Here is a 23,748-nt window from a genome sequence, read left to right on the forward strand (position 1 = left end):
GGGGGCGGGCGGGGGGGGGCGGGTGGCGGGGGGTTCTCCGGATTGGTGGGGGCGACCGAGATAAATGGGCGGTACTGCACGCGGCCCCCGAACCCGTAGCCACCCCGCCAACCCACGGAATGTCAGCTTTTGACGTTGCTCTGGCTTCGGCTTCGGCGGGTGCAGGGCGCAGCCCTGCTCAGCAACACACCCCCTCGTGCACAATGGGGCCGACCCCGCCTGGACACCGTCCCGATGTCGAGCAAGCCGTATTCAGAAGCCTGCGAACGCAACCGCGAACCGATCGCGGCAGCGCTCGACCCGTGGATGGGCGACCGCCACCGGGTTCTGGAAATCGGCAGTGGCACGGGCCAGCATGCGGCCTGCTTCGCCGAACGCTGGCCGTGGCTGCGCTGGCAGCCCAGTGATCATCCGGACCATCTGCCGGGCATCGAGGCCTGGCGTGCCGAGGCAGCGCTGCTGAACCTGTTGGCGCCGGTCGCGCTGCAGGTGGAACTGCCGCCTGCGCCCGGTTTGTCGTTGCCCGCAGGCAGCAGTTACGACGCGGCCTTCAGCGCCAACACACTGCACATCATGAGCTGGCAGCACGTGCAGGCCCTGTTCGCCGCGTGGCCGTCGGTGTTGCGTCATGGCGCACTGCTGGCGGTGTATGGCCCGTTCAACCATGGCGGACGCTACACCAGCGACAGCAACGCGCAGTTCGATGGCTGGCTGAAGGCGCGTGATCCGCGCAGTGGCATCCGCGATGTGGAAGCGGTGCAGGCGCTGGCGGCGGACAACGGATTCACCCGCCTGGGTAATGTGGCGATGCCGGCCAACAACCGGCTGCTGCTGTGGCGGCTGGGGTGAATCGACGGTAGTGCCGGCCGCTGGCCGGCACTATCGCACGCGGCCTTACGCCACCTGCACGATATGCAGCGCCTTCGGGTTGCGCCACTGCGCCAGCAACGTTGCTTCACGCGCCTTGGCCTGCGCGAAGTGCGCTTCCTTGACGTGGCCGAAGCCGCGGATGTGCTCGGGAATGCTGGCGATCTCCACCGCCAGTGCCAGCCGGTCGTCATCCAGGCCGTCCAGCAGCAGCTGCACGGTCGCCTCGTAGTCACCGATCAGCTGGCGTTCCATGCGGCGTTCTTCGGTACGGCCGAACACATCGAAGCGGCCGCCACGCAGGAACTTCAGCTTGGCCAGCAGCCCGAAGGCCTTGAACATCCACGGGCCGTATTCCTTCTTCTGCAGACGGCCCTGTTCGTCCTTCTTGGCAAACAGCGGCGGCGCCAGGTGGAAGCGCAGCTGGTAGTCGCCCTCGAACTGCTGCTGCAGGCGGCGCTGGAAATCGCCACTGGTGTACAGGCGTGCCACCTCGTATTCGTCCTTGTAGGCCATCAGCTTGAACAGGTAGCGGGCCACCGTCTCGGTCAGCGCAGTGGAACCGCCGATGCGGTCGGCCTCGGCCGCACGCACGCGCTCGACCAGGCTGCGGTAACGGGCGGCATAAGCCGCATCCTGGTAATCGACCAGGAATGCCGAACGGCGCGCGATCATTTCATCCAGCGAACGCGACAGGCGTGCATCGTCCAGCGGCAGGAAGGCGACATCGCCGCAGTGGGTCGGCAGGCCGCGCAGTTCGCGCTCGTCGCCGGTGTTGCGCGGCGCGGCGGTGGCACCCCATTCGTTGCCTTCCCACTCGCCCGGCGGCAGCGCATGCAGCGGGCCAGGGGTGGTTTCGCTGTCGGTGTGCAGGTTGCGCACCAGGCCCGCCGCCTGCTGCACGGCCTGCGGATCGACCGCGGCCAGGCGGCCCCACGCGAAGGCCTGCTGGTTCATCGCCACCGCCGCGCCATTGAGCTCGATGGCGCGCATCAGCGACTCGAACGACAGCGGCACCAGGCCCTGCTGCCATGCGTAGCCGAGGATGAACAGGTTGGCGGCGATCGCATCGCCCAGCAGCGCGGTGGCCAGCTGGGTGGCGTCCAGCAGCAGCGGTTCTTCGCCGCCCAGCGCCACGCGCACGCCGGCAATGATGTCGGCGGCCGGGAACTGCATGTCCGGGCGGGTGGTGAAGGTGCCCGGCATTGCTTCGTAGGTATTGAGCACGACCTGCGAACGGCCGGCGCGCACCTTCGACAGCGCCCAGTAATCGTTCACCACCACCATGTCGCAGCCCACCACCAGGTCGGCTTCACCGGCGGCAATGCGCACCGCATGGATGTCATCGGGGTGACGGGCAATGCGGATGTGCGTGGTCACCGCGCCGCCCTTCTGCGCCAGGCCGGTCTGGTCCAGCACCGAGGTACCCTTGCCTTCCAGGTGCCCGGCCATGCCCAGCAGCGCGCCGATGGTCACCACGCCGGTGCCGCCCACGCCGGTGATCAGGATGTTCCAGGGCTGCTCCAGCGTACCGCGCACCACCGGTGCCGGCAGGTTGTCCAGCAGCGTGGAGACGTCGCGCTTGCTGCCCTTGCGCGGCTGGCCACCGTGCACGGTGACGAAGCTCGGGCAGAAGCCATTCACGCACGAATAGTCCTTGTTGCAGTTGGACTGATCGATGTCGCGCTTGCGCCCGAACTCGGTTTCCTTCGGCAGCACCGACACGCAGAAGCTCTTCTTGCCACAGTCGCCGCAGCCTTCGCACACCAGCGAGTTGATCATCACCCGCTTGGCCGGGTCCTCCAGCTTGCCGCGCTTGCGGCGGCGGCGCTTTTCGGTGGCGCAGGTCTGTTCGTAGATCAGGATCGAAACGCCCTTCACCTCGCGCAGGCGCTTCTGCACCGCATCCAGCTCGCTGCGGTCGTGGAACTCCACGTCGCTGGGGAAATGCTCGCGCTGGCCGGTCCACTTGGCGATGTTGTCCGACAGCACCATGATGGTATGGATGCCTTCGGCACGCATCTGCCTGGCGATGTCCGGCACGCTCAGCGGGCCGTCCACCGGCTGGCCGCCGGTCATCGCCACCGCATCGTTGTAGAGGATCTTGTAGGTGATGTTGACGCCGGCCGCGACCGCTTGGCGGATCGCCAGCGAGCCGCTGTGGAAATAGGTGCCGTCCCCCAGGTTCTGGAACACGTGCTGGGTATCGGTGAAGGCGGCCTGCCCGGCCCACGTCACGCCCTCGCCACCCATGTGGGTGAAGGTGTCGGTGCTGCGGTCCATCCAGGTCACCATGTAATGGCAACCGATGCCGGCCAGTGCGCGCGAGCCCTCCGGCACGGTGGTGGAGGTGTTGTGCGGGCAGCCGGAGCAGTAATGCGGCACGCGCGGGAAGCTGGCGCGCGGCAACGCAAGCTCGGCTTCCTTCTCCTGCATCCACTGCAGGCGCTGCTCGATGGACTCGTTGTTGAAGAACTTCTGGATGCGGCGACCGATCACGCCGGCAATCGTGGCCGGGGTCAGTTCACCGGTGGACGGCAGGATCCACTCACCGCTTTCATCGTACTTACCGACGATCGACGGGCGCTGGCCCCAGCTGACCGGCCAGTTGAAGAACTGCTCCTTCATCTGGCGCTCGATGAAGGCACGCTTCTCCTCCACCACGATGATGTCTTCCAGCCCCTGCGCGAAGTGGGCGATGCCTTCCGGTTCCAGCGGCCAGGTCATGCCGACCTTGTACACGCGGATGCCGATGTCAGCGCAGCCCGCTTCGTCCAGGCCCAGGTATTCCAGTGCCTGCAGCACATCCAGGTAGCTCTTGCCGGTGGTGACGATGCCCAGCCGCGCGCGCGGCGCATCCATCACCACCTTGTCGATGCCATTGGCGCGGGCGAACGCCTGTGCAGCCTTCACCGCATAGCGGTGCAGGCGCATCTCCTGGTCCAGCGGCGGGTCCGGCCAGCGGATGTTGAGGCCAGCGGCCGGCATCTCGAAATCTTCCGGCAGCACGATGCGCCGGGCCAGCGGATCGACCTCCACCGAGGCCGACGATTCCACCGTCTCGGCAATCGTCTTGAAGCCGACCCAGCGCCCGGTATAGCGGCTCATCGCCCAGCCCAGCAGGCCCATGTCGAGGATGTCCTGCACGCCGGCCGGGTTCAGCACCGGCATCATCGCGCTGACGAACTCGTCTTCACTGCCATGCGGCAGGGTCGAGCTGCGGCAGGCATGGTCGTCGGCGGCCAGCGCCAGCACGCCGCCATGGCGCGAGGTGCCAGCGGCGTTGGCATGCTTGAACACGTCGCCGCAGCGGTCCACGCCCGGGCCCTTGCCGTACCACATGCCAAACACACCCTGCACGTTGGCGCCGGGGAACAGGTTGGTCTGCTGCGTGCCCCACACCATGGTCGCACCCAGGTCCTCGTTGAGGCCGGGAGTGAACTTCACCTTGGCCGCTTCCAGGTGCTTGCGTGCGCGCCACAGTTCCAGGTCGAAGCCGCCCAGCGGGCTGCCGCGGTAGCCGCTGACGAAACCGGCGCTGTCGATGCCTGCAGCCTCATCACGCAGGCGCTGCATCAGCGGCAGTCGCACCAGCGCCTGCACGCCACTCAGGTAGATCCGTCCTTCGTTGCGGGTGTACTTGTGGTCGAGCGTGTAATCACGATCGAGCAGGTCGGCGGAGGCGGGCGAAGTGAGTTGCGCGGTACTGGTCATGGCTGGCCTGGTCAGGATCGGCTGGCACCGGCCGCGCAGAGGCGCACGGCGGGAAAGGCGCGAATTGTAACAGTGGTCCGCAGAAGCCCTGGCACTCGCGCCGGTGGCCATGCTGGGGTTAGGATCGGGTGGAGAGAGGGGGCTGCAGTTGCGGCCTGGGGGAGATGGGATGTCAGTTGCAGGACAGTTCCTGGCCGGCGTGTTGCTGGTCTCGGGAGCGGCCACAGTGTGGGCCGCGCCGGCATTGCCGGCACCGCAGGAGTTCTATTTCGACAGCGACACCGCTGCCGCGCCGATCACCGTCGTGCAGGCCACGGGTGACGATCTGGTCGCGCAGTTGCTGAAGCACCGCGAGCGCGGCCGCAAGGGGTTGGAAGCCACCGCGCAGCTGGCGTCGGTGGCCATCGCGCAGGGGCGGGCGGAACTGGGCGAGCAGCTCTACCGCGAAGCCCTGGCCGAGGCGCCGGTACAGAGTGCGCTTGGCCGCAGCGTGCGCTGGAACTATGGCTGGGACCTGCTGCGCCAGGGCCAGGCATTGGCCGCGCTGGAGCAGTGGCAGGCCGCAGCGAGCACGTTGCGCAGCAATCCCGGCTGGGTACCGCCCAGCTATGCGTTGGCGCTGTGGCGGGCCGGCCAGCAGCAGGAAGCGGTGAAGTGGTATGCCGCGGCGGTACGCACCGAACCGGCGCAGTGGACCGACAGCAGTCGCTATGCACAGCTGCTGCCGCAATGGCGCGATGACGAGCGTGCCACGCTGGGTGAAGTGCAGCAGGCCTGGGCGGCCGCACCTCCCGCCTGGCCCTGAGGTTGGGGGTTCGTCCGGGTTGCACCCGGCACCCGCAGAGGCAACGGCCGAAGCCGAAGCGGGTTTGCTGAGGGATGGCGGGGCGGGGCGGACAGGCAGGACACGCCGTAAACCCATCCCTGGGGCCTCGATGGCGCCATCCATGGCGCCAACGTTCCTGCCTGCCCACACCACCCCACCTCTGACAGGTTCCCGCTGCTGTTGGTAGGTGTCGACCTTGGTCGACACGTAGATCCACGCCATGCGTGGATGAATCTGCATCGGAGTCGAATTATCGATATCTGATCGAAATGCAGCCGAGCGTGGGCCCGGCGCTGCAAAAGAAAGCACCCAGCCCACCGCTTTTGCTTTTGCTCTTTTTTTTTTCTTTTCCGTGGCTGATCACCCCCGGAAACTGTCCGTGGCCGGGCGGGTAGGCTGCGCAGGGGCGTGAGCCGCATGGATGCGGCGACCGAGCTTACAGGGACGTACTTGCAGCGTCCCCTGCGCAGCCTACCCGCCCGGCCAACCACGGAATCTGCCTTCAGCGACCAGCCACGAGGGGCTGCGCCGTTCGCAGGAACCCTCAGTCGTCCGCAGACACCGTCCGCCCGGCTGCCCAGTCGCGCAGTGCCGCCACCTGCTCGGCCATCAGCACCGACAACGGCCGCGTCGCACGTATCTCGGCCATCAGCAGATCGGTATCCAGCGGCCGGCCCTCGGCATGCGCCGAGTACAAGCCGGCCACGATCGCCTGTTCGATTTCCGCGCCGGAAAAGCCGTTCGCTGTGGCCGCCAACGCCGGCAGCGCGAAGTCATCGGCGTTGAGCTGGCGCCGGCCCAGGTGCAGCCGCAGCAGTTCCACCCGCACGTCGGGCGAGGGCAGGTCGACGAAGAAGATCTCATCGAAACGGCCCTTGCGCAGCAGTTCGGCGGGCAGCTCATGCACCTGGTTGGCGGTGGCCACGATGAACACCGGTGCCTTGCGCTCGGCCATCCAGGTCAACAGGTAGCCCAGCACGCGCCGCGATACGCCACCGTCGTCGCTGCCGGTGGCCAGGCCCTTCTCGATCTCGTCCATCCACAGCACGCACGGTGCCAGCTGCTCGGCCGAGGCCAGAGCCTGGCGCAGGTTGGCCTCGGTCTCGCCGTGGTACTTGTTGTACAGCGCACCCACATCCAGGCGCAGCAGCGGCACGCCGAAACCGGCGGCGGTGGCCTTGGCCAGCATCGACTTGCCACAGCCCTGCACACCCAGCAGCAGCATGCCGCGCGGTGGGTCCAGCCCGGCCGGTGCAGAGCCGGCGATGAACGCGACCCGGCGCTGGTTGATCCAGCGCTTGAGCCGGTTGGCCCCGGCCACCTCGCCAAAGCGCGCGCTGTCATGCTCGAAGAACAGATGGCCGCTGCGGTTGAGCAGCTCGAACTTCAACCGCGCCAGCTGCGGCAGGTCGTCGTCGCGCAGCGCGCCATCGGCGTAGATCAGCTGGCGCGCGATGCGCCGTGCATCGACCAGGCTCAGGCCCTGCAGGTTCTTCAGGATCTTCTTGACCGCTTCGCTGTCCACTTCCACCCGGCGCCCGCCGTGCTCGCGCGCGTAGGCATCGGCCTCCTCGCGCAGCATCTTCAGCAGGGCGTTGGCATCGGGCAGGCGCGGGTTGAAGCGCACCGCCAGGGCTTCCAGCTCGGCCGGCAGTTCGACCTTGGCACCGATCAGCACCAGCACGTGCGGTTCACTGTGGCGGCGCTGGATCAGGTCGCGCAGGGCACGCTGGTGGCTGGCGTAACCCAGGTAGGGATGGAAATCGAGCAGCAGATAGACCCCGCGCTGGTCGGCTTGGCGGATCATCTGCAGGGCGGCGCTGGCATCGGGCGGGCCGACGGCCTCGTCCTCGCGCTCCAGGTCGATGCGGCGCAGGCCCTCGGTGATCGACCAGCGGTGCAGGGCCCGCCAGACGTGCATCAGCGTCTGCCGGAACAGTTCGACGATGCGACCCTCGTCCTGGGTCTCGATAACAATCAACGGCGTATTGGCGCGGATCAGTGCGCTCAGGTCCTGCAGCTCGCTCATGCCGGTTCGATCCTTCGGGGGCGTCACCATAGCAAAGCCCGGGTGTGACGGTTCAGCACGGTGCTACCTTCCGTCACCATCGTCGGTGTACGCTCGGGGCACGTACCCGGAAGCGAGGCTGGCATGAAGACGATCCTGGTGGCCGGTTCCAAGGGCGGGGTGGGTAAAACCACCATCGCCACCCACCTGGCCGCGTACGCGGCATTGCAAGGCAGGGCCACGGTGATCGCCGATGCCGACCCGCAGGGCTCCAGCACCCGCTGGGCACAGCGCCGGGCCGGGCTGGAAAGCGCGGTGTTGCCGATTGATGTCTACCGCAAGAAGCAATGGGCGCAGAAGCTGCCCGACGGCACCGATACCGTCATCATCGACGCACCAGCCGGCGCACTGGCCGACGATATCCCGCATTTCCTCGACGCTGCCGACGCGGTGGTGGTGCCGGTGCTGCCGTCGGCACTGGACATCGAAGCCATCGTCGGCTTCCTCAACAGCCTGGCCCAGGTCCCACGCGTGCACAGCCGCAAGCTGCCGGTCGGGCTGGTGCTGAACCGGACCAAGCCCTGGACCCAGACCTCGCAGCAGGCCCTGCAGATGCTGGGTGACTGGCCCTACCCGGTGGTCGCCCAGCTGCGCGACAGCCAGAGCTACGTGGTCATGACCGGCCTGGGTCGCAGCCTTTTCGATTACCGCTCCGCCCAGGTGCGCGAGCACCAGGCCGACTGGGAACCCCTGTTGTCCTGGCTGAAGCTGTAACAGCCGTAGGTATCCACCCCTTTATTGGAATCCCGCAATGCGCGAACTGATCCTGCTCCGCCACGCCCATGCCGAACCGGCCGTTTCCGGCCAGGCTGATCTCGACCGGCCCTTGTCGCCGGTGGGACTCGCCGAAGCCGAAGCCGCCGGCAAGTGGATGAAGGAGAACAACCTGCTGCCCGACTGCGTGCTGTGTTCCCCCTCGCGACGAACCCGCGAGACCCTGGAAGCGGTGATGACGGCCATCGGCTATGTCGAAAAGCGCCTGGAAGACCGTATCTATGAAGCGACCCCGGGCACCCTGGCCGCGCTGGTGGATGAGCGGCGTGACCTGGACAGGGTGCTGATCGTCGGCCATAACCCGGGCCTGGAGCAGCTGGTGGCGCTGATGACCGACGGCACCAGCAGTGACTATCGCGGCATGCCGCCGGGCGGCGTGGCCGTGCTCGGCTTCCCGCGTGAGGCGTCGATCGAACCAGGCGTGGCCAGCCTGAATGCGTTCTGGTGGCCGTGACTCCATGAAGGTGGTGTTGCCGGGCCGCTGCCTGCTGCCAGTGCTGCTGGCGATCGGCCCGGCCTGGGCCGCTGCTCCACCACCGACCGCATTGCCGGCGGTGGTGGCTGAATCACCGCGCACCCTGCAGCTGGACATGGTGCGTTCGCAGATCGGTTTCGAGGTGCGCACCCGCTTCGGCCAGCGCATCGAGGGCGTGTTCCCGCGCTTCGAGGGGCGCATCGAGGTGCTGTCCGATGGCCGTCACCAGGTGCACCTGAAGATGTTCACCCGCACGGTGGAGATCCCCGGCAAGGACCGCTATACCGGCTGGATGCGCGGACCGGAGTTCTTCGACGCCGGCCGTTACCCGTTCGTGGAGTTCGACTCGCTGCCGTACTGGCCGGAGACGGTTGCCGACGGTGGCGGCATCGACGGCCGGCTGACCCTGCGCGGGGTCAGCCACCCGGAAACGCTGAAGGTCGAGAAAGCGGAATGCGCCCGACCCGGCTATGATTGCGACGTCGTCAGCCGCGGTACCGTGCAACGAGGCCGGTATGGCATGGACAGCTGGCAGCTTGCCTTGAGTGACCGAGTGACTTTCGTACTGCGTGCACGCCTCAGCGAGGCGCCGAAACCGTGAATCTACTGCTGCGTGTACTGGCGCTGGCAACGGTGTTGCTGGGCAGCGGCTGTGCGTCGCTGTCGCACGCCGAGCGTGACCGTGCCGAGGCGATCGCCGTGCAGGCGCGCTCGACCCAGGTCGATTGCCAGCAGGCCGACCGCTGTGCGCTGGACTCGCCGCTGCGGGCGCTGGCCGGGCGGGCGTTCAGCGAATCCACCCCGGAACAGCCGCGCCACTACGCCACCCTGCTGGACGAGGGCGAAGGTGCGCTGGTCGCGCGCCTGAACCTGCTTCGCAGCGCAACCCGCAGCATCGACCTGCAGACCTACATTTTCGACAAGGATGACAGCGCCCGCCTGGTCATCGACGAACTGCTGGCTGCCTCGCGGCGCGGGGTGAAGGTGCGGCTGCTGATCGACCAGCTTTCGGCGATCTCCGACCTGCAGATCCTCGGCGCCCTGTCCGGGGCCCATCAGAACTTCCAGCTGCGCGTCTACAACCCGACCTTCGGCAAGGCCCGGCTGAACTACTTCGACTACGCCGGCAGCGTGCTGTGCTGCTTCCGCCGCTTCAACCAGCGCATGCACAACAAGCTGCTGGTGGTGGACGATGCGATCGGCGTGGTCGGTGGCCGCAACTACCAGGACGACTATTACGACTGGGACCGCGAGTACAACTTCCGCGACCGCGACGTGCTGATTGCCGGCCCGGAAGCGCGTGCGATGGCGGCCAACTTCGATGCCTTCTGGCGCGCCCAGCGCAGCGTACCGGCCGAACGCCTGAACGATGTCGGCCGCACGCTGCTCAGGCAGGGCGTGCCGGTGCTGCCGCCGGCACAGTTCCGCCGGCCGGAGCGGGTGGAGCGGGTCAGCCAGGAAGCCAACGACGTCGACTTCATCACCCGTTCGTTCGTCGATACCGCCTTGCCGGTCGCCTCGGTGCGCTATGTGGCCGACCTGCCGCGCAAGCACCGGCGCGAGCGTGCCGATGCACCGCTGGCCGGGCAGCATGTGACCGAACCGCAACTGGATGCCTTGATCACCGGCGCACAGCACGAAGTGATCCTGCAGACGCCTTACCTGGTGTTGTCCAAGCCGGCGCAGAAGCTGTTCCGCGAGCTGCGCAAGCGCCCGCAGCCGCCGCGCGTGGTGGTGTCCAGCAACAGCCTGGCGGCCACCGACAATCCGATCGTGTATGCGCTGTCGTACAAGTACAAGCGGCGCAACATGCGCGAACTGGGCTTCAACATCTTCGAATTCAAGCCGTTCCCGCTGGATGCGCCGGTGGATTACCGCAACCTGCTGCCCGATCCGATTGCAGCGCCCGGCAGCGACACCGGCCGCAATCCTCTGATCGGCGGCAGCGCGGCGGGCAGCAATGCCGGCGGTGGCAGTGATGGGGTGGCGGCCGGGGCGGCGGACGAGCCACCGGCACGGGTCATCCATCCGCGTACCGGCAGCGCCTACGAAAATGCGCGTGCGCGCCGGCGCGCCGCCGGCAGTGAAGTGGAAACGCGCCTGCTGCGTACCGAAACGCGGCCCTCGTTCCTGGGCAGCAAGGCGGTCAACAAGCCGTTGCCGGTCACCCGCAAGGGCGCGCGCATGGGCCTGCATGCCAAGTCGCTGGTGGTCGATCGCCGCATCGGCGTGGTCGGCACCCACAACTTCGACCCGCGCAGCGAGAACTACAACACCGAAGGCGCGGTGATCATCGACGACCCGGCGTTCGCCCAGCAGCTGGCCGAAAGCATCCTGCGCGATACCCATCCGCAGAACTCCTGGACAGTCGCCCCGCGCTCCAAGCCGCCGGTGCTGTCGGGCCTGAACTACAGCGTCGGCAAGGCGTCCGAAGCGCTGCCGATCCTCGACTTCTGGCCGTGGCGCTACGCCACCGATTACGAATTCAAGCCCGGCCCGGACTGCCCGCAGCCGCTGCCGCGGCAGAGCGCGGATTTCCATCGCTGCTATGTGGCAGTGGGCGACTTTCCCGAAGTCAACGTCGGGCCGAAGTGGCTGCTGGTACGCATGCTGACCGCATTCGGTGCCGGCCTTGTTCCCATCCTCTGAAGGTAGCCGCATGACCCAGGTGTTCCGCGAAGCCGTTTCCATCGAGCAGCTCAACGCACTCAGCCGCAACACCGCCATCAGCACCCTGGGCATCGTCTTCAGTGCGGCTGGCGAAGACTGGCTGCAGGCCACGATGCCGGTGGATGAGCGCACCCGGCAGCCCTACGGCATCCTGCATGGCGGTGCCTCGGTCGTGCTGGCCGAAACCCTCGGCAGCAGCGCCGGCAACCTGTGCGTGGATACCGCAAAGCAGGTCTGCGTAGGCCTGGAGATCAACGCCAACCATGTGCGTGCCGTGCGTTCGGGTACGGTCACCGGCACTGCGCGCGCGGTGCATGTGGGTCGCAGCACGCAGCTGTGGGAGATCCGCATCGAGGATGAGCAGGGTCGCCTGGTCTGCATCTCGCGGTTGACCCTGGCCGTGGTGGCCGCCGGCCACGGCTGAGCATCCGGCAGCAGCAGCGTCGACGGTGGCGGAACCCAGCGTTCCCGGCCGATGGCCCCTGTCAATGCGACTTATGGCCGGATTCAGCTGGCAGCGATGGCAGCCCTCCGGTATCGTGCGCGGATGACTTCCCCCACTCCGGCCCCCCGCGGCGGCGTGGCGCGTGTGTGCCGTTACCTGTACCGCGTACCGCTGCTGTTGGTCCACATCACTGTGTTCCTGCCGCTGATCCTGATCGGCATGCTTCCGCCATGGGGCGAACTGCGCGTGGGCGAAGCTACCTTCGGCGCCAAGGTGGTGAACTGGTGGCAGGGCGGGCTGATGTGGATCTTCGGTTTCCGCCTGTCGCGCGTCGGCCAGCCACTGCCGGGTGCGGTGCTGTTCGTCGCCAACCATGTCAGCTGGGTGGATATCTCCATCCTGCACAGCCAGCGCATGATGGGCTTTGTGGCCAAGCGCGAGATCGCCAGCTGGCCGGTGGTGGGCTGGCTGGCCGCACGTGGCCAGACCATCTTCCACCAGCGTGGCAACACCGAATCGCTCGGTGGGGTCATGCAGGTGATGGCCGACCGGCTGCGTGCCGGCAGGGCAGTGGGCGTGTTCCCGGAAGGGCGTACCCGCGGGGGCCATGAAGTGGGCCCGTTCCATGCGCGCATCTTCCAGGCCGCGGTTGAAACCGGCGTGCCGGTGCAGCCGGTGGCGCTGGTCTATGGGCTGCGCGGCGATGCGCAGACCATCGTGGCCTTTGGCCCGAATGAAAGTTTCTTCGCCAATTTCCTGCGCCTGCTCGGTGAACCGGCGCGGCATACCGAAGTGCATTTCCTGGAGCCGATCGGTACCCAGGACCTGGAAGGCCGTCGGCGCATCGCGGAAACCTCGCGCGCGCGCATCGTGGCGGCCATGAGCGGGGATTGAGGCCATGGTGGCCGTGTTCCCGCCACCGTCCCTCGACGCGGATGCGCCGATGTTGACCGCGTCCGACTATCAGCCGCCACGCTGGCTGCGCAATCCGCACCTGCAGTCGATGCTCAGTTCCAGCCGCATGCGCCTGCAGCGCGGCCTGCTGCTGCTGGCCGCCACCGGCGCGGTCAGCGAAGAACTGATCCTGGACGGGGGCGAAGGTGTGCGCCTGCAGGGCTGGCACAGCCATGTCGAGGGGCGCGAGCCGCGTGGCATCGCGCTGTTGCTGCATGGCTGGGAAGGCAGCGCCGAATCGAGCTACATGCGCATGGCCGCCGCCCGCATGCTGGAGCAGGGCTTCGACGTGGTGCGGCTGAACTTCCGCGACCACGGCAACACCCATCATCTCAACCCCGGCATCTTCCACTCCAACCTCATCGATGAAGTGGTGCACGCCGCAGGCGACGTCGCCCAGCGCTGGCCCGACCTGCCGCTGGTGGCGGCCGGCTACTCGCTGGGGGGCAATTTCGTGCTGCGCTTGGCGCTGCGTGCACCGGCGGCCGGGGTTCCGCTGCAGCACGTGGCCGCGGTCTGCCCGGTGCTGGATCCGGGGCTGACCATGGAAAACATCGAGAACGGCCCGGCGATGTACGACTGGTACTTCCGCCGCAAGTGGACCGGCTCGCTGCGCCGCAAGCGCGATCTGTTCCCCGAACTGACCGATGTCGACGAACGAGTGCTGAATCTGGACATCCGCGCGCTGACCGCCTGGCTGGTCGAGCGGCATACCACCTTCGGCTCGCTGCAGGCCTATTTCGATGGCTACTCCATCGCCGGTGACCGCCTGTCCCGACTGCAGGTGCCGGCCGACATCCTGATGGCAAAGGACGATCCGGTGATCCCCTACGCCACCTTCCATGATTGGCAGCTGCCACAGCAGGCGCGGCTGGAAACGGCGTGCTGGGGCGGTCACTGCGGCTTCCTGGAAAACTGGCGCGGCGACGGCTTCTCCGAACGCTGGGTGGCGCAACGGCTGCGGCGGGTGCTGGCGGGCTGAACCGGCACCGGCGCGCGGCCCGCTACAATGCGGGTTTGCACTTGAACCGGACTGCCATGCAAGACCAGATCATCCAAGCGTTGCGCCAGAACCAGGCCGACCAGGCCGTGCAGCTGGCCCAGGCGTGGACCCGTGATGAACCCGGCCACGCCGAGGCCCACCGCTGGCTGGCGCTTGCGCTGCAGCAGCAGGGCCAGGCCGAGGCCGCGATGGATGCCCTGCAGCAGGCATTGCAGCTGGCCCCCGATGATGCCCAGCTGCACCTGCAGCATGCCGGCCTGCTGCTGGCGCTGCGCCAGTTCGACGGGGCCGACGCCGCACTGTCGCGCACCACCGGCCTTGATCCGAATGCCTTCCCCGCCTATCTGATGCAGGCGCACCTGGCCGTTGGTCGCAACGATTTCGATGAAGCCCAGCGGTTGTCGACCCTGGCATCGCGGCTGGAACCGGACCACCCGGAACTGCTGACGATCGACGGCATGGTCGCGCTGCGTCGTGGCGACGCCGACCGCGCGCTGGCGCTGTTGTCGGCCGCCAGCCAGGCACTCCCCGACGATACCCGCGTGCTGTACGCGCTGGGCTTCGCCTATCTGGGCAAGGACATGCTGGCCTTCGCCGAACAGGCATTCCGCCGCGTGCTGGCATTGAATCCCAGGATCTCCTCGCTGCACGGCATGGTGGTGCAGCTGGCGATGCGCCAGGGCAATGCCGAAGCCGCTGCCGAAGCCATGCAGCAGGCGCTGCAGGATCCGCAGCTGGATGTACCGCCGATGCGCCGCCTTGCCGGTGAACTGGCGCTGCGCAGTGGCCAGCCGCTGCAGGCGCTGGAACACCTGCTGCCGTTGCTGGAATCGCTGCAGGGCGATCGCCAGGTGCTGCAGCTGCTGTTGATGTCCTGGCAGCGCCTGGGCCGCGAAGAAGAAGCCCGCGTGCGCCTGGATGCTGCGCTGGAAGCCAATGACCAGCTGCACGACCTGTGGCTGGCCCGGCTGGCCGTGGAAGAGGTGGGCGGTGCCGATGCGGTGGCCGTGGTCGAGCGCTGGATGGCGGCGATGCCCAGCCACCTGCCGGCGCTGGAAGCGCGCATGCGCTTGCACGACATGGCCGGCGAGCAGGAACAGGGTGAGGCCATTGCCGAGCGCATCGCCACCCTGGAACCGGGGCGCGTCAGCGCCGAAACCCGCCTGGTCGACGCCCTGCTGCAGCGCGACCCCGCCGCCGCTGTGGCGCGCGTGCAGGGCCTGATCGCACAGGTTCCAGAGGCGCAGCGCGCAGACCTGCGCACCTGGCTGGGTGAAATCCAGGACCGCGCCGGCCAGCCTGAAGAAGCACTGCGGACCTGGATGGCCCTGCACACCGACCAGGCCCCGCAGCAGCTGCCGCTGCCGCCGCAGGCCAAGGCGCCACCGAGCTGGCCGGAGATGGCCAGCATCGATGAGGCCACCCTCAACAGTGGCTCGGCGCCGATCTTCCTGTGGGGCGCACCCGGCTCGGGCGTGGAGCGCGTGGCCACCGGCCTGGCCGCTGCCAGCCCGGTGCTGCGCAGCGACCGCTACACGGCCAATCCGCCCGACGACGCGTTCCAGAACTACCACACGCTGCAGGATCTGGCCTCGGGCGTGCTGAGCCCGGAACGGCTGGTCGAGCGCTGGCGCGAGCATCTGCCGGCCCGTGGCCTGCAGGGCGACACGGTGATCGACTGGCTGCTGTGGTGGGACAACGCACTGTTGTGGGCGTTGCGCCCGCAGCTGCCGCAGGGCCGCCTGCTGCTGGTGCTGCGCGACCCGCGCGACATGCTGCTGGACTGGATCGCCTACGGCGCTGCGGCGCCGCTGGCGATGACCTCGCTGGCCGAGGCCAGCCAGTGGCTGGTGCGCGCGCTGACCCAGATCGCTGCACTGCACGAGGATGATCTGTATCCGCACGTGCTGCTGCGCATCGACGACATCGGCAACGACCCGCATGCGATGGCCGATCTGCTGGGCCGCGTGTTCGGACGGCCGATGCCGCCGGCCGCACAGCTGGGCGCGCCGCGCCTGCCGGCCGGGCACTGGCGCAACTACCGCGACGTGATGAGCGCCGCCTTCGCCCAGCTCACCCCGGTCGCGGTGCGCCTGGGCTACCCGGAAGCGTGAGGAGAGCCCGATGCAACTGAGCAGCCAAAGCCTGTCCAACGGCGCACCGATTGACCGCGAATTCGCCGCAGGCGATGCCGCCGGCTTCGCCCCCGATCGCAACCCGCACCTGGCCTGGAGCGATGTGCCTGAGGGCACACGCTCGTTCCTGCTGGTGTGCGTGGACCCGGACGTGCCGACCGTGCCGGAAACGGTCGGCCGCGCGGACATGACCGTGCCGCGCGACCAGCCGCGCTGCGATTTCGTGCATTGGGTGATGGCCGATATCCCGGCCTCGGTGCAGCAGATCGCCGCAGGCAGCTGCAGCGACGGGTTCGTGGTCAAGGGCAAGACCGCGCCGGCTGGCCCGGCCGGCAGCCGCCAGGGACTGAACGATTTCACCGGCTGGTTCGCCGGCAACCCGGACATGGCCGGTGATTACCTGGGCTACGACGGCCCGTATCCGCCGTTCAACGATGAGCGCGTGCACCGCTACTTCTTCCGCGTGTTCGCGCTGGACGTGGCCACGCTGGAACTGCCACAGCGCTTCACCGCGGCCGATGCGTACCGCGCCATGCACGGTCACGTACTGGCCGAAGCCGCACTGCACGGCACCTACACGTTGAACCCGGCGCTGGGGTGAGGCGGCATAACGGGTCGTGCCGGCCGCTGGCCGGCAACGCCCATGTGCTGCCGGATCCGCGCATGGCAGCCGGCCAGCGGCTGGCTCCATCGCCAACGAAGACGGGCGGCCCTGCGGCCGCCCTTTTCATTCGTCCGTACCGGATACAGGCGCGAACACCAGCACATCGCCGTGCGCATTGCGCAGCAGCAGGCGGCCACGCTCATCCAGCGCAAGCGTCATCTCTGCGCGTGCATTCACCAGCGTGCCGGCGACACGTTCCTGTTCGGCCACCTCGGCCCGGATGCAAGCGGCTGTGGTGATGATGCCGCCCTCAAGAACCAACCGGTCACCTTGCAGGTGATAGGTGCTGCTTGACTGGTTGCACAGGTTCAACTCGCTCATGTAGCCGGGTTGGAAGCGCAGCGTGTAGGGCGGTCGACCGCGCACGAACAACGCATCAATGCGCCGGCCCTGTGCGTCGGTGGCGCGCGCCAGTTGCCACGGATGTGCCTCGAGCTGCCCGGTGGTAGGCGTGCTGGCAGCGGTCACATCCGCAGACATGGCCAGCAGCGCGGCAATGATGAGGGCGGGGAAGTGCTTCATGCCGATCTCCCTGATGCATGCGGGTAGTGCCGGCCGCTGGCCGGCGTCTTCCGCGTATTGCTGGAACCGGACGTGGCAGCCGGCCAGCAGCCGGTTCTACAGTGCGTAACGAAGAAGGGCGGCCTTTCGGCCGCCCTTCCATCGTTTTACTTCTTCTCGATGGCCGACTCGACCACCATGTCCAGCACGTACGCCTGCGACGGCGCATCGGCCGGCGGATTCTTCACTTCGTAGCGCTTCACCCGCACCACGTTGCGCACGCCGTCTTCGTGGCTGTAGCCCTCGATGTTGCCGTAGAAGTTCTCGAACTTGCCCGGCTCGCCCTGCTTGAGGCCCTTGTCGTCGAACTTCACCTCACGCACCTGCAGGCACTGGTAGTCCGGGATCATCGGGTGCGAGCACTTTGCGGTCTTGGCGGCCACTTCCAGGAACACGGTCTCGCCGGCGCCGCCGTAGCGGGTTTCAGCGGTCGGCTCCGGTGCGAACACCAGCACATCGCCCTTGGCGGTGGTCAGGGTCAGCTTGCCGTCGGCATCCTGCGCGGTCTTCAGTTCGCCCTGCAGGCGGCTGGAAACGGCTTCGTCCAGGGCCATCAGCGCCTTGTCGGAGCAGGCCATCATCGTCGAGGTCATCGCGCTGACGCTCAGCGTGCCATCGGCCAGGGTGTAGCCGCCGCCCATGCGGTTGCAGGTATTGCTGACCGACAGGCGGCCATCGGCGAAGTCCAGGGTGACCGGCTTGTCGTCGCGGGCAAACAGCGCGTCGATGCGCTTGCCATCGGCGGCGGTGGCCTGCTGCAGCAGCCAGTGCTGGCTCTGCAGGCGCTGCGCATCCAGGTGCGCCAGCGCCTTCTGGTCGCCGGCCTTGGCGGCGGCCGGTGCCAGGTCGTCGCCGCCGGTACCGGCCGGGGCGGGGGTCTGGCTGCAGGCGGCCAGCAGGGCCAGCGGAAGGAGCAGGGTGAGCTTGCGGTTCATGGGTGATTCTCCTTGGGGAACCGAGGGGGAAACGGATCGGGGCCGGCAACGGGGTTGCCGGGTCCCGGCGCTGTTCAGCTGCCGGAGGGCAACCACAGCAGCAACGCAGCGCCCAGTGCGATGCGGTAAAGCGCGAAAGCGGTGAACCGGTGCGACTTGATGTAACCCATCAGCCACTTCACTACGACGAAGCCGGTGATGGCCGCGGCAACAAAGGCCACGCCGACATCGGTCCAGTTCTCGCTGGCCAGGTTTTCTTCCTTGGCCAGCTCCAGGAAGGTGTAGGCGCTGGCAGCGAACATGGTCGGGATGCCGACCAGGAACACGAACTCGGCAGCGGCCGCGCGGCGGCTCAGGCCCAGCAGCATGGCCAGGAAGATGGCCGAGGCCGAGCGCGAGGTGCCCGGGAACACACCGGCCACCACCTGCGCCAGGCCAACGCCAATGGCAACCGTCCAGGTCACCTGGTCGCGGTCGGGCAGGCGTGCGGTGTAGGCCTCCACCAGCAGCATCCACACGCCGCCGATGATCAGCGCCCAGGCCACCGGGCTGACCGTTTCCGGCAGCGACCAGCCGGCCTTGCGCACCACCAGGCCAACCACCGCGGTCACCAGGAAGGCGGCACCGAGCTTGAACACGTAGTCGCGGTTCTCGCGCTGGCCGAAGCCGGTGGCCAGCTGCAGCAGGCGCTGGCGGAACACCAGCACCACCGCCAGGATCGCGCCGGCCTGGATGATGATGTTGAAGAAGTCCGAGCGCGCGCCCAGCCAGTGCTGGGCGATCAGCAGGTGGCCGGTGCTGGAGATCGGCAGGAATTCGGTCAAGCCTTCGAGGATGCCCAGCAGCAGGGCAGAGAGCAGGTCGGACATGGACAGGGCGGGTGCGGGCGGCGGAAGAAGGTCGAAAGAATAGACGATCCATGCCGCACCAAACGGGTGCGTGCGGTCGATGGCGCACCGCTTTGGTGCGCCAGTCAGTGCACCACCCTCGAGCGCTGCGTTTCAAATCAACAGCTTGCGAGGATCAAAAAGTTGGCACGGTCGTTGCTGTACCTCAGCAGGCATTCATCCCCATCCGAGGTCGTACCGATGTCCGTGGAAAACGTAGAAAAGCTGATCAAGGACAACCAGATCGAGTTCGTCGACCTGCGTTTCGTCGACATGCGTGGTGTCGAGCAGCACGTGACCTTCCCGGTCAGCATCGTCGAGCCGTCGTTGTTTGAAGAAGGCAAGATGTTCGACGGCAGCTCCATCGCCGGCTGGAAGGGCATCGCCGAATCGGACATGGTGCTGCTGCCCGATACCGCCAGCGCCTACGTCGACCCGTTCTACGCCGATCCGACCATCGTGATCAGCTGCGACATCCTCGACCCGGCCACTATGCAGCCCTACGGCCGTTGCCCGCGCGGCATCGCCAAGCGCGCCGAGTCGTACCTGAAGTCCTCGGGCATCGCCGAAACCGCGTTCTTCGGCCCGGAGCCGGAATTCTTCATCTTCGATTCGGTCCGCTTCGCCAATGAAATGGGCCACACCTTCTTCCAGGTCGATTCGGAAGAAGCGGCGTGGAACAGCGGCGCCAAGTACGACGGCGCCAACAGCGGCTACCGTCCGGGCGTGAAGGGCGGTTACTTCCCGGTGCCGCCGACCGACACCCTGCACGACCTGCGTGCGGAGATGTGCAAGACCCTGGAACAGGTCGGCATTGAAGTGGAAGTGCAGCACCACGAAGTGGCCACCGCCGGCCAGTGCGAGATCGGCACCAAGTTCAGCACGCTGGTGCAGAAGGCCGACGAACTGCTGCGCATGAAGTACGTCATCAAGAACGTGGCGCACCGCAACGGCAAGACCGTCACCTTCATGCCCAAGCCGATCGTCGGCGACAACGGCAGCGGCATGCACGTGCACCAGTCGCTGTCCAAGGGCGGCACCAACCTGTTCTCCGGTGACGGCTACGGCGGCCTGAGCCAGATGGCGCTGTGGTACATCGGCGGCATCTTCAAGCACGCCAAGGCCATCAACGCCTTCGCCAACTCGGGCACCAACAGCTACAAGCGCCTGGTGCCGGGTTACGAAGCACCGGTGATGCTGGCCTACTCGGCGCGCAACCGCTCCGCATCGTGCCGCATTCCGTGGGTGTCCAACCCGAAGGCACGCCGCATCGAAATGCGTTTCCCGGATCCGATCCAGTCCGGCTACCTGACCTTCACCGCGCTGATGATGGCCGGCCTGGACGGCATCAAGAACCAGATCGACCCGGGCGCACCGAGCGACAAGGATCTGTACGACCTGCCGCCGGAAGAAGAGAAGCTGATCCCGCAGGTCTGCTCCTCGCTGGACCAGGCGCTGGAAGCGCTGGACAAGGACCGTGAGTTCCTGAAGGCCGGCGGCGTGATGAGCGATGACTTCATCGACGGCTACATCGCGTTGAAGATGCAGGAAGTGACCAAGTTCCGCGCGGCCACCCACCCGCTGGAATACCAGCTGTACTACGCCAGCTGATCGGATGGCGATGGCGGTGGGTACCCCCTCCCATCCGCCGCCATCGCCTCCATCTTTGCGGCTGGGGAGCCGCAAGGCGGGCCCGCCCGCCGTGGTAGCGCGGACGGTTGGTCCGCTGCATTGGAAACGCGGGCCTTGTGCCCGCTGATCCAGGGGCAAGAGAGACCGGATACGCGACATGGGCCGCCCTCCCTCCCGCGTCGGTCGTGCAAGGAGAGAGGCACGGCCGTCCCGGCCCAGTACGTGTCCGGAGCAACAGCCACGGCCATCGCCACGATGGCCCGTGGTTGCCTGATGCCATCGCGCGCTGGCGCGCTGGCCCCATCCATCCTCGGGACATGCGCATGAAACTGATCTCCGCCATCATCCGACCGTTCAAGCTCGACGAGGTCCGCGAGGCCTTGTCCGATGCCGGCGTGTCGGGCATCACCGTGACCGAAGTGAAAGGCTTCGGTCGCCAGAAGGGCCACACCGAGCTGTATCGCGGTGCCGAGTACGTGGTCGACTTCCTGCCCAAGATCAAGATCGAAACCGTGGTCACCGACGAACGTGCCGACGCAGTGATCGAAGCGATCCAGTCGTCTGCAGGCACCGGCAAGATCGGCGACGGCAAGATCTTCGTCACTGCCGTCGAGCAGGTCATCCGCATCCGCACCGGCGAAATCGGCGCTGACGCGCTGTAAGCCCCCTTCCGGAGACTCCCCCATGAAGATGCGCCTTCTCACCGGGTGGCAAGCCCGGTTCCATATCGTGTGCCTGTTGATGCTGCTCAGCGCGCTGGCAGCCGGTGCCTGGCCGGGGACTGCCCATGCGCAGGCCCAGGTGTCACCGCTGCCCAGCGAAACCGTGGCGGTCGAACCGCTGCAGGACCCGGCCACCGCTGCCGCTGCACCGGCCGTGGCTGAAGCGGCCGCTGCCTACGACCACGGCGATGTCGCCTGGATGCTGACTTCCACCCTGCTGGTGCTGCTGATGGTGGTGCCGGGGCTGGCGTTGTTCTACGGCGGCCTGGTGCGTTCGAAGAACGTGCTGTCGGTGCTCAGCCAGATCCTGGTGGTGTTCTCGCTGGTGCTGCTGCTGTGGGTGGCCTACGGCTACAGCGCGGTGTTCAGCGCGGGCAATCCGTTCTTCGGCTCGTTCACCGAATTCGCCTTCCTCAAGGGCTTCACGCCCGACTCGGTGGGCAACACGCCGATCAAGGGTCTGCCGGACTACCTGTTCGTCGCCTTCCAGTCGACCTTTGCCGGCATCACCACCGCACTGATCGTCGGCGCCTTCGCCGAGCGCATCAAGTTCCGCGCGGTGCTGCTGTTCTCGGCGCTGTGGTTCACCCTCAGCTACATCCCGATGGCGCACATCGTCTGGGGCGGTGGCTACCTGGGTGAGATGGGCGCGATCGACTTCGCCGGTGGCACCGTGGTCCACATCAATGCCGGTGTGGCCGGCCTGGTCGCCGCGTGGTTCGTGGGCAAGCGCCTAGGCTACGGCCAGACCGCGCTGAAGCCGCACAACGTGCCGTTCACCTATATCGGCGCGATGCTGCTGTGGGTCGGCTGGTTCGGCTTCAACGCAGGCTCCGCCGCCGCCGCCGATACCGTCGCCTCGCTGGCCTTCCTCAACACGGTGCTGGCTACCGCGGCCGCAGTACTGGGCTGGACGCTGGTCGAAGCGATCAGCAAGGGCAAGCCGTCGGCACTGGGTGCGGCATCGGGCGCGGTCGCCGGCCTGGTCGGCATCACCCCGGCCTGCGGCACGGTGGGCCCGCTGGGCGCGATCGTCATCGGCTTCGTTGCCGGCGTGGTCTGCGTGTGGGGCGTGACCGGCCTGAAGCGGTTGCTGAAAGTGGATGACACCGCTGATGTGTTTGGCGTGCACGGCGTGGGCGGCATCGTCGGCGCCATCCTCACCGGCGTGTTCAGCGCACAGTCGCTGGGCGGCACCAAGGCCGATCTGGATATCGGCCACCAGGTCTGGGTGCAGGTGGTCAGCGTCGGCCTCACCGTGGTGTGGTCGGCGGTGGTGACTGCGGCCATCCTGCTGCTGGTCAAGGTGGTGGTCGGCCTGCGCGTGACCGAAGAAGCCGAGCGCACCGGCCTGGATGTGACCTCGCATGGTGAATCGGCCTACGAGGTTTGAGGTAACGGCGGGCGGCCTGCAAGGGTCGCCCGCTGGTCGGCATTGCAGGCCTCCAGCCACGCATGGCGTGGCTCTACTGCATCCTTCAAGGTGGGTACCGACCGTTGGTCGGTACCGTGGCATGCATCATCAAGCGCGATCGCGCACAATCGGGCCATGCACCCGATCCGCACTGCCCTGATGCTCTCGGCCTGCCTGCTGCTGGCGGCTTGTGCCTCCACGCCGCAGGAAACCCGCAACCCGCTCGCTACCTGGGTGCCGTCGCCCAACCAGAACGCACGCGATCCGGTCATCATCGTCATCCACCACACCGAACAGGATTCGGTGCAGCAGAGCCTGCATACGCTGCGCACCGCCAACAGCGGCGGGCGGGTCAGCGCGCACTACCTGATCGGCGCCGATGGCCATCGCTATCAGCTGGTCAGCGATGAGCGCCGCGCCTGGCATGCCGGCTCCGGCCGCTGGGGCACCATCACCGATCTCAACTCGGCCTCGATCGGCATCGAGCTGGACAACAACGGCAGCACGCCATTCGCACCCGCGCAGATCGCATCGCTGGTCCTACTGCTGCGCGACCTGACCGAACGGCTGAACATTCCGCCGCGCCAGGTGATCGGCCACGCCGATCTCGCACCGACGCGCAAGGCCGATCCCAGCCGCTTCTTCCCGTGGCAGCAGTTGGCCGAGGCCGGCTTCGGCGTGTGGCCGCGCGCCAGCGATGGCCCTGCACCGGAAGGCTTCGACGCGTGGAATGCGCTGGCGCGCTTCGGCTATCCGCTGGACAACCGCGAAGCCACCGTCGCCGCCTTCCACCGTCGCTTCCGCGGCAGCGACGACCTGCCGAAGACGCTGGACGCCGAAGACGCCCGCATCCTGCATTCGTTGCTGCTGCAGACCCCGTAGCCGGCAGCGGGGGGGGGGCCGCGGCGCGGGGGGCCGGCGCGGGGGGGGGGTTTTAGGGGGGGGGGGGCGGGGGGGCGGGGGGGGGGTCGCCCCCCGCGGGGGCGAGGCGTGGATGGGGGT

The 23,748-nt window shown here is 67.5% G+C and carries 20 protein-coding genes; 15 read left to right on the plus strand and 5 right to left on the minus strand.

All coding sequences use genetic code 11. The annotated features are described in order from the left end of the window. Nucleotides 1–234: 234 nt before the first annotated feature. Complete coding sequence (locus ACVOLJ_RS19345) at nucleotides 235–849, plus strand: DUF938 domain-containing protein (RefSeq protein ID WP_475281121.1); 615 nt, start codon at nucleotides 235–237, stop codon at nucleotides 847–849. Nucleotides 850–894: 45 nt separating this feature from the next. Here ACVOLJ_RS19345 and ACVOLJ_RS19350 read toward each other — a convergent pair whose 3' ends face one another. Then, the gene (locus ACVOLJ_RS19350; RefSeq protein WP_481564858.1) at nucleotides 895–4,581 is read right to left on the minus strand and encodes an indolepyruvate ferredoxin oxidoreductase family protein; all 3,687 of its coding nucleotides are present in this window, start codon (nucleotides 4,579–4,581) and stop codon (nucleotides 895–897) included. Nucleotides 4,582–4,750: 169 nt separating this feature from the next. Here ACVOLJ_RS19350 and ACVOLJ_RS19355 point away from each other — a divergent pair, with 169 nt between their 5' ends. Next, nucleotides 4,751–5,386 carry a tetratricopeptide repeat protein gene (locus tag ACVOLJ_RS19355; protein WP_481564860.1) on the plus strand — a complete coding sequence of 212 codons (636 nt, stop codon included), beginning with the start codon at nucleotides 4,751–4,753 and terminating at the stop codon, nucleotides 5,384–5,386. A 565-nt stretch (nucleotides 5,387–5,951) separates the two neighbouring features. On the opposite strand, the gene ACVOLJ_RS19360 is transcribed toward ACVOLJ_RS19355, so the two are convergent. Next, complete coding sequence (locus ACVOLJ_RS19360) at nucleotides 5,952–7,436, minus strand: AAA family ATPase (protein WP_475281125.1); 1,485 nt, start codon at nucleotides 7,434–7,436, stop codon at nucleotides 5,952–5,954. A gap of 123 nt (nucleotides 7,437–7,559) precedes the next feature. On the opposite strand from ACVOLJ_RS19360, the gene ACVOLJ_RS19365 reads away from it, so the two are divergent. The 9 genes from ACVOLJ_RS19365 (at nucleotide 7,560) to ACVOLJ_RS19405 (ending at nucleotide 16,532) form a co-directional block, all read left to right on the plus strand. Then, a complete protein-coding gene (locus tag ACVOLJ_RS19365) occupies nucleotides 7,560–8,189 on the plus strand; it encodes a ParA family protein (RefSeq protein WP_475281126.1) in 630 nt (209 codons plus the stop codon). Nucleotides 8,190–8,226: 37 nt separating this feature from the next. After that, nucleotides 8,227–8,703, plus strand: a complete 477-nt coding sequence (locus ACVOLJ_RS19370) for a SixA phosphatase family protein (RefSeq protein WP_475281127.1) — start codon at nucleotides 8,227–8,229, stop codon at nucleotides 8,701–8,703. A 136-nt stretch (nucleotides 8,704–8,839) separates the two neighbouring features. After that, entirely contained in the window at nucleotides 8,840–9,325 is a 486-nt protein-coding gene (locus tag ACVOLJ_RS19375) for a YceI family protein (protein WP_475281197.1), read from the plus strand. After that, a complete protein-coding gene (locus tag ACVOLJ_RS19380; protein WP_475281128.1) occupies nucleotides 9,322–11,373 on the plus strand; it encodes a phospholipase D family protein in 2,052 nt (683 codons plus the stop codon). Before ACVOLJ_RS19375 ends, ACVOLJ_RS19380 begins: the two co-directional genes overlap by 4 nt. 10 nt (nucleotides 11,374–11,383) lie before the next feature. After that, nucleotides 11,384–11,818, plus strand: coding sequence for a hotdog fold thioesterase (locus ACVOLJ_RS19385; RefSeq protein WP_475281129.1), 435 nt, complete (start codon nucleotides 11,384–11,386; stop codon nucleotides 11,816–11,818). A gap of 123 nt (nucleotides 11,819–11,941) precedes the next feature. After that, nucleotides 11,942–12,733, plus strand: a complete 792-nt coding sequence (locus tag ACVOLJ_RS19390) for a lysophospholipid acyltransferase family protein (RefSeq protein ID WP_475281130.1) — start codon at nucleotides 11,942–11,944, stop codon at nucleotides 12,731–12,733. 7 nt (nucleotides 12,734–12,740) lie between these two features. Then, a complete protein-coding gene (locus ACVOLJ_RS19395) occupies nucleotides 12,741–13,775 on the plus strand; it encodes a YheT family hydrolase (RefSeq protein ID WP_481564863.1) in 1,035 nt (344 codons plus the stop codon). Nucleotides 13,776–13,831: 56 nt separating this feature from the next. Then, nucleotides 13,832–15,910, plus strand: a complete 2,079-nt coding sequence (locus ACVOLJ_RS19400; RefSeq protein WP_475281131.1) for a tetratricopeptide repeat protein — start codon at nucleotides 13,832–13,834, stop codon at nucleotides 15,908–15,910. 10 nt (nucleotides 15,911–15,920) lie between these two features. Continuing rightward, nucleotides 15,921–16,532: a YbhB/YbcL family Raf kinase inhibitor-like protein gene (locus tag ACVOLJ_RS19405; RefSeq protein ID WP_475281132.1), complete on the plus strand. Its 612-nt coding sequence runs from the start codon at nucleotides 15,921–15,923 to the stop codon at nucleotides 16,530–16,532. A 126-nt stretch (nucleotides 16,533–16,658) separates the two neighbouring features. Here the strand turns inward: ACVOLJ_RS19405 and ACVOLJ_RS19410 are convergent, their stop codons facing one another. The 3 genes from ACVOLJ_RS19410 to ACVOLJ_RS19420 form a co-directional block, all read right to left on the minus strand. Further along, nucleotides 16,659–17,117 carry an META domain-containing protein gene (locus ACVOLJ_RS19410; protein ID WP_475281133.1) on the minus strand — a complete coding sequence of 153 codons (459 nt, stop codon included), beginning with the start codon at nucleotides 17,115–17,117 and terminating at the stop codon, nucleotides 16,659–16,661. Between the two features lie 146 nt (nucleotides 17,118–17,263). After that, the gene (locus tag ACVOLJ_RS19415; RefSeq protein WP_475281134.1) at nucleotides 17,264–18,091 is read right to left on the minus strand and encodes a DUF4377 domain-containing protein; all 828 of its coding nucleotides are present in this window, start codon (nucleotides 18,089–18,091) and stop codon (nucleotides 17,264–17,266) included. A gap of 74 nt (nucleotides 18,092–18,165) precedes the next feature. Next, on the minus strand, nucleotides 18,166–18,960 hold the full coding sequence (locus ACVOLJ_RS19420) for an undecaprenyl-diphosphate phosphatase (protein WP_481564861.1): 795 nt from the start codon (nucleotides 18,958–18,960) through the stop codon (nucleotides 18,166–18,168). 219 nt (nucleotides 18,961–19,179) lie between these two features. On the opposite strand from ACVOLJ_RS19420, the gene glnA reads away from it, so the two are divergent. The 4 genes from glnA (at nucleotide 19,180) to ACVOLJ_RS19440 (ending at nucleotide 23,628) form a co-directional block, all read left to right on the plus strand. Beyond that, nucleotides 19,180–20,589, plus strand: coding sequence for a type I glutamate--ammonia ligase (gene glnA, locus ACVOLJ_RS19425; RefSeq protein WP_004134320.1), 1,410 nt, complete (start codon nucleotides 19,180–19,182; stop codon nucleotides 20,587–20,589). A 344-nt stretch (nucleotides 20,590–20,933) separates the two neighbouring features. Then, a complete protein-coding gene (locus ACVOLJ_RS19430; protein WP_004134334.1) occupies nucleotides 20,934–21,272 on the plus strand; it encodes a P-II family nitrogen regulator in 339 nt (112 codons plus the stop codon). A 22-nt stretch (nucleotides 21,273–21,294) separates the two neighbouring features. Then, a complete protein-coding gene (locus ACVOLJ_RS19435; protein WP_475281136.1) occupies nucleotides 21,295–22,725 on the plus strand; it encodes an ammonium transporter in 1,431 nt (476 codons plus the stop codon). Between the two features lie 156 nt (nucleotides 22,726–22,881). Then, nucleotides 22,882–23,628, plus strand: a complete 747-nt coding sequence (locus tag ACVOLJ_RS19440; RefSeq protein WP_481564862.1) for an N-acetylmuramoyl-L-alanine amidase — start codon at nucleotides 22,882–22,884, stop codon at nucleotides 23,626–23,628. Nucleotides 23,629–23,748 lie beyond the last annotated feature (120 nt).

Source organism: Stenotrophomonas sp. STEN046, assembly GCF_056759755.1.